11 protein-coding genes and 1 pseudogene are annotated in these 11,706 nt (G+C 45.3%); all 12 read left to right on the top strand.

The genetic code is table 11. The annotated features are described in order from the left end of the window. Positions 1-39: 39 nt before the first annotated feature. Complete coding sequence (clpP, locus tag MDMS009_RS12440; protein WP_008291864.1) at positions 40-678, top strand: ATP-dependent Clp endopeptidase proteolytic subunit ClpP; 639 nt, start codon at positions 40-42, stop codon at positions 676-678. Positions 679-722: 44 nt separating this feature from the next. Further along, entirely contained in the window at positions 723-1,994 is a 1,272-nt protein-coding gene (gene clpX, locus MDMS009_RS12435; RefSeq protein ID WP_008291858.1) for an ATP-dependent protease ATP-binding subunit ClpX, read from the top strand. A gap of 140 nt (positions 1,995-2,134) precedes the next feature. After that, on the top strand, positions 2,135-4,564 hold the full coding sequence (gene lon, locus MDMS009_RS12430) for an endopeptidase La (RefSeq protein ID WP_008291866.1): 2,430 nt from the start codon (positions 2,135-2,137) through the stop codon (positions 4,562-4,564). Positions 4,565-4,582: 18 nt separating this feature from the next. After that, positions 4,583-5,212, top strand: a complete 630-nt coding sequence (locus tag MDMS009_RS16415; protein WP_008291868.1) for an SPOR domain-containing protein — start codon at positions 4,583-4,585, stop codon at positions 5,210-5,212. A gap of 107 nt (positions 5,213-5,319) precedes the next feature. Continuing rightward, positions 5,320-5,811 (top strand): CvpA family protein, encoded by a 492-nt coding sequence (locus tag MDMS009_RS12420; RefSeq protein ID WP_008291863.1) that lies wholly within the window; start codon positions 5,320-5,322, stop codon positions 5,809-5,811. A gap of 18 nt (positions 5,812-5,829) precedes the next feature. Beyond that, entirely contained in the window at positions 5,830-7,338 is a 1,509-nt protein-coding gene (gene purF / locus MDMS009_RS12415) for an amidophosphoribosyltransferase (protein ID WP_008291861.1), read from the top strand. A 78-nt stretch (positions 7,339-7,416) separates the two neighbouring features. After that, entirely contained in the window at positions 7,417-7,944 is a 528-nt protein-coding gene (locus tag MDMS009_RS12410; RefSeq protein WP_008291865.1) for a YceD family protein, read from the top strand. A gap of 34 nt (positions 7,945-7,978) precedes the next feature. Further along, the gene (gene rpmF / locus MDMS009_RS12405; protein WP_008291859.1) at positions 7,979-8,158 is read left to right on the top strand and encodes a 50S ribosomal protein L32; all 180 of its coding nucleotides are present in this window, start codon (positions 7,979-7,981) and stop codon (positions 8,156-8,158) included. 13 nt (positions 8,159-8,171) lie between these two features. Continuing rightward, complete coding sequence (gene plsX, locus MDMS009_RS12400) at positions 8,172-9,191, top strand: phosphate acyltransferase PlsX (RefSeq protein WP_081443631.1); 1,020 nt, start codon at positions 8,172-8,174, stop codon at positions 9,189-9,191. Beyond that, a complete protein-coding gene (locus MDMS009_RS12395; protein WP_008291862.1) occupies positions 9,188-10,147 on the top strand; it encodes a beta-ketoacyl-ACP synthase III in 960 nt (319 codons plus the stop codon). The genes plsX and MDMS009_RS12395 overlap by 4 nt, the downstream gene beginning before the upstream one ends. A gap of 18 nt (positions 10,148-10,165) precedes the next feature. Then, positions 10,166-11,105, top strand: a pseudogene (fabD, locus tag MDMS009_RS12390) (ACP S-malonyltransferase). Then, positions 11,102-11,706 (top strand): 3-oxoacyl-ACP reductase family protein (locus MDMS009_RS12385; protein ID WP_008291856.1); only part of this gene is annotated, 605 nt, incomplete at its 3' end. The pseudogene fabD and the gene MDMS009_RS12385, both read left to right, overlap by 4 nt.

Below are 11,706 nucleotides of genomic sequence, written 5' to 3'. Positions count from 1 at the left end.
GGGCTGATTTTTTATTAGGACCTGGAAATTAGGACGGATATGACAAATAAATTCTCTGCTGAAGAGTTCACCGGTATTCAAAACGCGCTGGTGCCCATCGTCGTTGAACAAACGTCACGCGGTGAGCGGTCTTATGATATCTATTCACGCCTGCTAAAAGAGCGTGTGATATTTCTGGTGGGCCCAGTAGAAGATCAAATGGCGAATCTGATCGTGGCGCAATTATTATTCCTTGAGTCAGAAAACCCGGATAAAGATATCCATTTGTACATTAATTCCCCAGGTGGCGCGGTAACAGCGGGCATGGCCATTTACGACACCATGCAGTTTGTTAAGCCCAATGTCAGCACATTATGTATTGGCCAAGCAGCTAGTATGGGAGCAGTTTTGTTGGCGGGTGGCGCTGAAGGCAAACGTCATTGCTTGCCTAATTCACGCATTATGGTTCACCAACCGCTAGGCGGTTTCCAAGGTCAAGCATCGGATTTTGATATTCACGCCAAAGAGATTCTGAGCATTCGTGACAGATTAAACGGAATTTTGGCTCATCATACTGGTCAAGATATTGAAGCTATCAGACGCGATACCGATCGTGATAACTTCATGAATGGTGAACAGGCACTGGAATATGGTTTAATTGATTCAGTACTGACAAGCCGTCCTGAAGAAAAGGCATAAGTTGCCGATATATTGTTTACAAAGATGTTTAAGGTAGTAAGGCTATGAGCGACGATAAAAACAATGATGACAAATTACTTTACTGCTCGTTTTGCGGTAAAAGTCAGCATGAAGTCAAAAAACTGATTGCTGGGCCATCAGTATTTGTTTGCGATGAGTGCGTCGATCTCTGCAACGATATTATTCGTGAAGAAATGCAGGAATTGTCCGCTGACGAAGCAGATAGCAAACTGCCCACACCTCGTGAAATCAACGAGGCGCTTGATAACTACGTTATCGGGCAGGAAAAAGCGAAACGTTATCTCTCAGTAGCGGTGTATAACCACTACAAACGTTTACGTAGCGGTCATAAAGATGACGGTGTTGAACTGTCTAAAAGTAATATCTTACTGATCGGTCCAACGGGTAGTGGTAAAACCTTGCTTGCTGAAACGTTGGCGAGACAACTCAATGTTCCATTCACTATGGCTGACGCCACCACGCTAACTGAAGCGGGTTATGTCGGTGAAGATGTTGAGAATATCATTCAAAAATTACTGCAGAAATGCGATTACGATGTTGATAAAGCGGAAACCGGTATTGTCTACATTGATGAGATCGACAAAATTTCACGTAAGTCAGATAATCCTTCAATCACCCGTGATGTCAGCGGCGAAGGTGTACAACAAGCCTTATTGAAACTTATCGAAGGTACGATTGCATCGGTTCCGCCTCAAGGGGGACGTAAACATCCTCAGCAAGAATTTTTACAGGTAGATACCAGTAAAATTCTGTTTATCTGTGGTGGTGCCTTTGCTGGTTTAGATAAAGTGATTCGTAACCGTACCCATAAAGGCGGTATTGGTTTCTCTGCCGATGTGAAAAGCTTGGATGAGCAACGACCATTAAGCGAATCACTGCGCACAGTAGAACCAGAAGACCTCATTCAATATGGCTTGATTCCTGAGTTTGTCGGTCGACTGCCTGTTGTGGCAACGCTGGACGAGCTGGATGAAGCAGCCTTAGTGCAAATTTTGACTGAACCTAAGAATGCACTAACTAAACAGTATCAACGTTTATTTGATATGGAAGGTGCCGATCTGGAGTTTAGGGACGATGCGCTAAGTGCCATTGCTCGTAAAGCGATGGAACGGAAAACCGGTGCGCGCGGTTTACGCTCTATTATCGAAAACGTGTTGCTCGACACGATGTTTGACTTGCCGTCTTTAGATAACATTTCAAAAGTGGTTATCGATGAAAGTGTTATTGGTGGTGAAAATACACCGATTCTGATCTACGAAGATCAAAATACCGATCTCGCCTCAGGCGATAACTAAGCTACTTTAACAACCAGCACATCCCACGGATGGATCAAGCACTCAATTGAATTGGGTGCTTGATTTTCTGCTGTCTGTCCCCATATTCAAAACATGTCTTAATCTGGGTGTCTCAGGGCACGTGAACGAGGTTTGCCTTAATGGAAAATGAAATAGAAACTACCAATGATAACGCTCTGAAGGTCGTACCTGTACTGCCGTTACGTGATGTTGTTGTCTATCCTTACATGGTAATTCCACTGTTTGTGGGGCGTGAAAAATCAATTAAAGCGCTGGAAACAGCAACGGATGACAATAAGCAAATTCTGCTATTGGCACAAAAAGACTCTTCAGAGGATGCGCCTGAGACGAATGGTCTCTATGAAACCGGCACAATGGCAAACATTCTGCAATTGCTGAAATTACCTGACGGCACCGTGAAAGTGCTGGTCGAAGGCACTCAGCGCGCGAAAGTAGCTTACTTCACAGACAATGAAGAATTTATCGAAGCTGAAGTCGCTACTTTTATCGATGATACGGCAGATGATCGCGAAGCTGATGTGCTGATGCGCACATTGCTGGGTCAATTTGAACAGTATGTGAAGCTGAATAAAAAGATCCCGCCTGAAGTAATTGCATCTCTATCCAGTATCGAAGAAGTCTCGCGCATGGCGGATACCGTTGCCGCTCATATGACTTTAAAGCTTGAAGACAAGCAAATGCTGTTGGAAATGAGTGATGTCAAACAACGTGTTGAGCGTTTAATGGCGTTTCTTGAAGGTGAAATTGACATTCAGCAAATTGAGAAACGCATTCGTAGCCGTGTTAAAAAGCAAATGGAAAAAAGCCAGCGCGAATACTACCTCAACGAACAGCTGAAAGCCGTGCAAAAAGAATTGGGCGAAATGGATGATGCCGCCAATGAAGCGGATGAGCTGGCCGCCAAAATTGAAGAAGCCGGCATGTCAGCGGAAGCACGCGAAAAAGCTGAGTCAGAGCTTAAAAAATTAAAAATGATGTCACCGATGTCGGCTGAAGCCAGCGTGGTACGCAACTATATCGAATCATTGATTGATGTACCTTGGAAAAAGCGTTCTCGTGTGATGTTGGATCTGGATCGCGCAGAAAAAGTACTCGATGAAGATCACTATGGTCTAGAAAAAGTGAAAGAGCGTATTGTCGAGTATCTCGCTGTTCAAAAACGCGTGAAAAAGCTAAAAGGTCCAATCTTATGTTTGGTCGGTCCTCCAGGTGTCGGTAAAACGTCAATAGCACAGTCGATTGCCCGTGCTACCAACCGTAAGTACACACGCATGGCTCTTGGTGGCGTACGTGATGAAGCTGAAATTCGTGGTCATCGCCGAACCTATATTGGTTCAATGCCAGGTAAAGTGATTTCAAACATTACAAAAACAGAAGTGCGAAACCCACTGTTTCTGCTTGATGAAATCGATAAAATGGCACAAGACTTCCGTGGTGATCCTGCCTCTGCCTTACTTGAAGTGCTGGATCCTGAACAGAACTCGACTTTTTCCGATCATTATTTAGAAGTGGAATACGATTTATCGGACGTCATGTTTGTGTGTACGGCGAATACCTTGAATATTCCTGATGCACTACGTGACCGTATGGAAATCATCCGGCTCGCCGGTTATACCGAAGATGAAAAACTTAACATTGCACTGAAGTACTTGTTACCAAAAGCAATGAAAGAAAATGGTTTGAAAGCTAAGGAAATCGAGATAACAGACGATGCCGTCATGGAAATCATTCGTCGCTATACTCGTGAGGCTGGCGTTCGTAGCCTGCAACGAGAAATTTCAAAGATCTGCCGTAAATTGGTGAAGAAAATTCTTCAAGAGAAACGCGAAGATAAAGTCATTGTTAACGCCGAAAATATTGAAGATTACCTGGGCGTTTTCCATTTCCAATATGGCGTTGCTGAAGAAAATGATCGTATTGGTCAGGTAACCGGGCTTGCTTGGACTGAAGTCGGCGGTGAATTATTAACAATTGAATCTGCTGTTATGCCAGGTAAAGGGAAATCTGCCTATACCGGTAAGCTGGGCGATGTGATGCAGGAGTCAATTCAGGCTGCTACCACTGTTGTTCGTGCGCGCTCAACAGAGTGGGGCATCAGTGAAGACTTTCTGCAAAATCACGACTTGCATGTTCACGTACCTGAGGGTGCTACGCCAAAAGATGGACCGAGCGCAGGTGTGGGCATGTGCACGGCACTTGTCTCCGCCATTACCGGAATTCCAGTGCGCTCAAATGTAGCTATGACGGGTGAGATTACGCTACGTGGGGAAGTGTTAGCGATTGGTGGTTTGAAAGAAAAACTACTCGCAGCCCACCGCGGTGGCATCGATACAGTCTTAATACCTCACGATAACGTCAAGGATTTGAAAGAAATTCCAGAGAATGTGAAGCAAGGTTTAGAAATCATACCTGTTCGCTGGATAAACGAAGTATTAGAAGTCGCTTTACAGCATATGCCTCAAGGAACTGAAAGCAGTGGCGAAGCCGATAAGGTAATTGCCAGTGAAAAATCCAAGTATCATGAGGTAAACTCTCAAAACCGACATTAATGACACCAGGAGCAGGTGATGACACTGATTCAGCAACAACGATTAATAGGCGCCATTGTTCTGGTTTGCCTAATCGGTGTTATCGCCTGGTTCCTGCTTGATACGGTAGAGAAAAACCAACCGGAAAAACCTAAGCAAGAACCAATAGCTTTTGATTCAGTCATTGAGCCTATTACAGATGATGTAGACGTGGTCGAGCCTGTCGAAGAAGCCACCGTCTCCCCAGATCTAATAGAACAAACTGATGGGGCTGATCAACAAGCACAGCTTGCAGAAAATGTGACAGAACCTAAAACTGCTCCAGCTCCAGCTCCAGCTCCAGCTCCAGCTCCAGCTCCAGCTCCAGCTCCAGCTCCAGCTCCAGCTCCAAAGGTTGATTCTCAACAAAAAACAAACTCAGAGAAGCCGCAGGATTTATGGGTGTTACAGCTTGCTAGCTTTTCCGAAAAGAAAAACGCAGATGCCTTAGCTGCTCGGGTGAAAGTACTAGGCCATACGCCGATGATAGAAACGACATCCAATGCGGGAACACTGATTTACCGCGTTCGACTAAAACCTGTTAGTAGTCGAAGTCAACTGGAACAAACCGCGCAGAGCCTAAATAAAAAACTCGGTTTATCAACACAAATTCAGCATTACGTGCCGTAATGGTACTAGCCAACGCGTGTTTGAAACATAACTGTAAAAGTGCTGGGTTGTTGGGGCTCAATCTGATAAAATCCGCGGTTTAAATCGCAGCCTATTGCGGAGAATATATGGTTTGGGTCGACTATCTGATCATCGGGATAATATTTATCTCGGCTGCTATCAGCATTGTCCGTGGCTTTATGAAAGAGGTGCTCTCGCTGGCTAGCTGGATCCTCGCTTTCTGGGTCGCGCTTATGTTCCACTCACATCTCTCCACGCTGCTAGCGAATTACATTTCGACACCTTCTATTAGATTGTTTCTGGCATTTTTCATCTTATTTGCAGTCACATTAGTCTTAGGTGCAATGGTTAATCATCTGATATGCCAGGTGGTTGAGAAAACAGGTTTGACCGGCACGGATCGGTCACTGGGTGTTATTTTTGGATTGTTACGCGGTGTCGCAATCGTCACTATTTTGATTTTGGCAGCGGGAGCGACGCCCATGCCGACTGACAGTTGGTGGCAAAATGCATTGCTCATGGAGCATTTTGAGAAACTGGCAATCTGGGTGCGTGATCTGTTACCGACAGAAATCGCACAACACATCAATTACAACTAACTCCTGACAGGGCAGAATATGTGCGGAATTATTGGTATTGTAGGTCATTCTGAAGTTAATCAGGCCTTGTATGACGGTTTGACCGTTTTACAGCATCGTGGCCAAGATGCCGCGGGTATAATGACCTGTGACAGTGATGGTAAATTTTTCCTACGCAAAGATAACGGTTTGGTCAAAGATGTGTTCCATACCCGTCATATGATGCGACTAAAAGGCAAAATGGGCATCGGGCATATTCGCTACCCGACAGCAGGTTGCTCTACCTCAGCTGAGTCTCAGCCTTTCTATGTGAATTCGCCCTTCGGTATTTCACTAGCCCACAATGGCAACTTAACTAATACCAAAGTATTGAAAGAAGAGTTGTTTCGTACAGACCAACGACATTTAAACACTGATTCTGATTCAGAAGTTTTGTTAAATGTACTCGCACATGAGTTGCACAGCACGAGCAAACTCAAGCCCCAGCCTGAAGATGTATTCAATGCGGTCACACAGGTTCATCGTCGCTGCCGTGGTGCCTATGCTGCAGTTGCTATGATTTCTGGTGTCGGTGTACTGGCATTTCGTGACCCATATGGCATTCGTCCTGTCGTAATAGGCAAACGTGAAACCTCAAAAGGCACCGAGTATATGGTGGCTTCTGAGAGTGTTGCGGTTGATATCCTTGATTTTGAATTAGTTCGTGATGTTGAGCCCGGCGAATGTATCTTTATCGATACTGACGGTAATTTCCACGCACAACAATGTGCAGAAAACCCGGTTAAATCGCCTTGTATTTTTGAGTATGTGTATTTTGCTCGCCCTGACTCAATGATGGATGGCATCTCCGTCCATAAGAGTCGTATGCGAATGGGAACAAAACTCGCCAACAAAATTAAACGTGAGTTTCCTGATCATGATATCGATGTGGTTATTCCCATTCCGGATACCAGTCGAAGTGCCGCTCTTCAGCTCTCTTATGATCTAGAGGTTGTCTATCGAGAAGGCTTTATCAAAAACCGTTACATTGGCCGGACATTCATTATGCCTGGTCAAACTATGCGTAAAAAATCTGTCCGCCAAAAACTGAATGCGATTGATTTGGAATTTCGCGGTAAGAATGTATTGCTGGTTGATGACTCTATAGTTCGCGGAACAACCTCTCAACAAATCGTACAAATGGCACGAGATGCTGGTGCTAATAAAGTGTACTTGGCGTCCGCCGCACCACCAGTTCGATATCCTAATGTTTATGGCATCGATATGCCTTCAGCGCATGAGTTTGTCGCACATGATCGAGATGTTAAACAAATCGCTGAAGAGCTTGGTGTTGATTGGCTTGTGTATCAGGATTTGCCTGATCTTGTCGCTGCTATCAATAAGAAAAGTGATGTCGAAAGCTTTGATACATCTTGCTTTGACGGCCAATATATTACCGGTGATATCGATGAGAATTACCTCTATTATATTGATACGCTAAGAAATGATGCGTCAAAACAAGCCGAAGATAAAAGTAATGCTGTGATTGAGTTACACAACAACGCCTGAACCAAAGTCATTGAGGTTGACTGTCTAGCGTCATCTTCTTTGCTGTTTACTGAGAATTCTTATATAATCCCGTCGATTATGCGCCAGCAAATACCTAAAGAAATTGATCCTTTCCGTTTCGCCAATAATTGGCGTCAGTTGGAGGGGGAGTTAAAACTGGCAGATATGTCGAGGCTGTCTGAGTCACTGTTTGATAATAGTGGTGTAGTGAATGTCTCGATGCAGTTTGACGTTGATCAGACTGGAACACCCAATTTACACGGTCGATTTGAAACAACACTGTTGTTGACCTGTGAACGTTGCATGCAAGCACTTGAGTTTCCAGTCACGATTGATACCTGGCTGGGACTAGTAAGACATGAAAAGCTTGCTGAGTCACTAGCTGAACAATACGAGCCGTGGGTGATTGAAGATACTGATCTGGTTGATCCCGCGACGGTTGTTGAAGATGAGTTAATTCTGGCACTGCCCTTGGTGCCAAAGCATGATTTTGACTGTTTGCCTGAAGAGGCATGGTTTGCAGGGGATAAAGAGGTTGAGGAGAAACCGGAAGACAAACCGGAATCTCCATTCGCAGTATTGTCTGCATTAAAATCAAAGAAATGATTTTAGATTTTTATTGGGTTAGGAGTTTTAACTAATGGCTGTTCAAAAAAACAAAAAGAGTGCTTCACGCCGCGGCATGCGTCGTTCGCATGACGCACTGACTGGTTCGACTTTGTCTGTCGATTCAACTTCAGGTGAATTGCACCGCCGTCATCACGTTTCTGCTGATGGTTACTACCGTGGACGTAAAGTCGTTGCTGATACGAGTGAATAAGGCCTGACTACAATTGAGCCTTACAATATCGATTGATGCTATGGGCGGGGATCACGGACCTCAGGTTGTGATCCCCGCTGCCATATCAGCACTAAAAAAACATCCCAATGTGAACCTTATTCTTGTTGGGGATCAAGACACAATCAGACATCACCTAGAGCAAAATCAGGTGATAGATGACCCGCGATTGCAGATTCATCATGCGTCACAAAAAGTCGAGATGGATGAGCTTCCATCACAAGCTTTACGTGGCAAAAAAGATTCTTCAATGCGGGTTGCAATAAACCTTGTCAAACAAGGGACAGCGGCGGCCTGTGTCAGTGCAGGTAATACGGGTGCCTTGATGGCAACGGCGCGTTTTGTCTTGAAAACCTTACCGGGTATTGAACGTCCCGCTATTGTTTCAACATTACCGACTATAACGGGCCATACCTATGTATTGGATCTAGGCGCGAATGTTGATTCAAGCGCTGCCCATTTGGTTCAATTTGCTGTCATGGGGTCTGTCCTAGCTGAACTGGTAGATGGTAAACCCAACCCAACAGTGGGCTTGCTCAATATTGGTTCGGAAGAAATTAAGGGGAATGAACGTGTTAAAGAAGCATCGCGCTTACTTGAACAGACTGACCTTAATTACACAGGCTACGTAGAAGGTGACGGCCTGTATCACGGCGAAGTTGATGTATTGGTGTGTGATGGTTTTGTCGGGAATGTTGCGCTAAAAACCAGTGAAGGCGTTGTGCACATGATTCGTCATTTCCTGCGTCAATCATTTTCACGAAACTGGCTAACGAAGCTCGCGGGATTGATTGCGTCGCCGGTACTGAAACATTTTCGTAACGAGTTAGACCCGCGTGCTTATAACGGGGCTAATTTGATCGGTTTGCAAGGTATTGTGATTAAAAGTCATGGCGGTGCCGATGAGTTTGCTTTCTCTAATGCGATTAATATTGCCATTATTGAGGCTGAAAAAGACGTACCCAATAACATTAGCAAGCATTTAGAAGTGTTGCTGGAAGGGCAGGTATTGTGATCTATTCCCGAATCGCCGGTACGGGCAGTTATTTGCCCGAAAAAGTCCTAACTAATCATGACCTAGAGTCGATGGTTGAGACAACAGATCAATGGATTACAGATCGAACGGGTATTAAAAAGCGGCATATTGCTGCTGATGATGAAACCACCACAGATCTGGCTTATCAAGCAGCGATAAAAGCCATTGAAGCGGCCGGTATCAGCAACAACGATATCGACTTGATTATTGTTGCGACCACAACACCTACACGGATTTTCCCTAGTACAGCATCACTACTTCAGCATAAGCTTGGTATTGGTGGCTGCCCGGCCTTTGATGTGCAGGCAGTATGCACTGGCTTTGTGTATGCACTGACAGTGGCTGACAAATTCATTAAAGCCGGTGGCGTAAATAATGTTCTGGTCATTGGTGCTGAAACTTTTTCTCGTATTATCGACTGGACAGATCGCAACACCTGCGTCTTGTTTGGTGATGGTGCAGGTGCAGTAGTTTTACAAGCATCCGAGCAGCCAGGCATTTTATCCACCCATATCCACTCAGACGGTAGTTATAACGAATTACTCCATGTACCAACGGGCCCTGGTTCGGCGGTAACGGACGATGCTGCTTATGTTGATATGCAGGGTAATGAAGTATTCAAAGTGGCTGTCAAAACACTGAGTAGCATCGTTGATGAAACGTTAGATGCTAATCAAATGGCAAAAACGGATGTTGACTGGTTAATTCCACATCAGGCTAATATTCGCATCATCGCTGCGACAGCTCGCAAACTCAATATGTCGATGGACCACGTCGTAGTCACCGTTGATGAGCACGGCAATACATCAGCGGCTTCCATTCCACTGGCATTAGATGTTGCTGTGCGTGATGGTCGCATCAAACGTGGTGAAACCCTTTTGTTTGAAGCCTTTGGTGGAGGATTCACCTGGGGTTCTGCTCTTATCCAATACTGATTACTCAGAGGTTATTCGATGAAATCAGCTTTCGTTTTCCCCGGCCAGGGGTCACAATCAGTCGGCATGCTGCCGATTTGGCCGCTGAATACGCTCTTGTTAAAGAAACTTTCGCAGAAGCATCAGACGCTTTAGGTTACGACCTGTGGCAACTCGTGTCAGAAGGTCTGAAGACCAACTTAATCAAACAGATAAAACGCAACCAGCCATGTTGACAGCCGGCATTGCGGTTTGGCGTGTATGGCAATCAGTTGCAACGACCAAACCAGACTATTTCGCTGGTCATAGCTTGGGTGAGTACACGGCGCTAGTAGCCGCTAATGCTTTAGACTTCGCTGATGCCGTTAAACTTGTAGAAATGCGCGGCCGTTATATGCAACAGGCTGTACCTGCTGGCGAAGGTGCCATGGCAGCTATTTTAGGTCTAGAAGATCAAGTCGTTCGTGAATTATGCGCTGATGCTGCAGCAAATGGCGTAGTTGAAGCGGTCAACTATAACTCTCCCGGCCAGGTTGTGATTGCAGGTTCTGCGAACGCCGTAAAACGCGCGATTGAAATTGCTACAGAAAAAGGTGCAAAACGCGCACTGTTACTGCCTGTGAGCGTACCTTCACACTGTGCTCTAATGAAGCCTGCTGCGCAGCAGCTGACGGACGCGTTAAATAACATCCCGGTTCAATTGCCAACAACGCCGGTAATTCATAACGCAAGCGTCACTGTAGCGACGGATGCCGCACAAATTAAACAACTGCTGGCAGAGCAACTCTTCAGCCCGGTTCGTTGGGTTGAAACAATACAGTGGTTTGCTGCTCAGGACGTTTCTAATATTGTTGAATGTGGCCCCGGTAAAGTGCTGGCAGGTTTGAACAAACGAATTGATAAAAGCCTAAATGCGATGCCACTGTTTGATTTGGCAACATTGCAAAAAACCCAACAAGCGTTAGGAGAGGGATCATGAGTCTTGAAGGAAAAGTTGCTTTAGTAACCGGTGCAACACGTGGTATCGGCCGCGCAATTGCATTAAGCCTCGGCGAACAGGGTGCAACCGTTATTGGTACTGCAACATCTGAAAATGGTGCTGACACTATTTCTGGCTTTCTAAAAGAAGCCGAGATCAATGGTAAAGGCATTGTATTGAATGTTACTGATAATGATGCGATTGAAGAAGTCGTTTCAGCTATCGAAGCAGAGTTCGGCGCACCAGATATCTTGGTGAATAATGCAGGTATCACTCGCGATAACCTATTGATGCGCATGAAAGATGAAGAGTGGGATGACATTATCAACACCAATCTCACACCCATCTTTAAGCTCAGTAAACGTTGCCTGCGTGCGATGACAAAAGCGCGTTGGGGTCGCATTATTACTATCACATCGGTTGTTGGTGCGATGGGCAATGCGGGCCAAACCAACTATGCTGCAGCAAAAGCAGGTGTGATTGGTTTCAGTAAGTCTCTGGCGCGTGAGGTTGGCGCAAGAGGCATTACCGTGAATACCGTCGCTCCAGGCTTTATTGATACTGATATGACCAGTTCGTTACCAGAAGCACACAAAACCGC

It is taken from the genome of Methylophaga thiooxydans DMS010 (assembly GCF_000156355.1).
GTDB classification, from domain to species: domain Bacteria; phylum Pseudomonadota; class Gammaproteobacteria; order Nitrosococcales; family Methylophagaceae; genus Methylophaga; species Methylophaga thiooxydans.
Note: the sequence above shows the minus strand (reverse complement) of the source record. Positions and strands in the feature narration are given on the sequence as shown.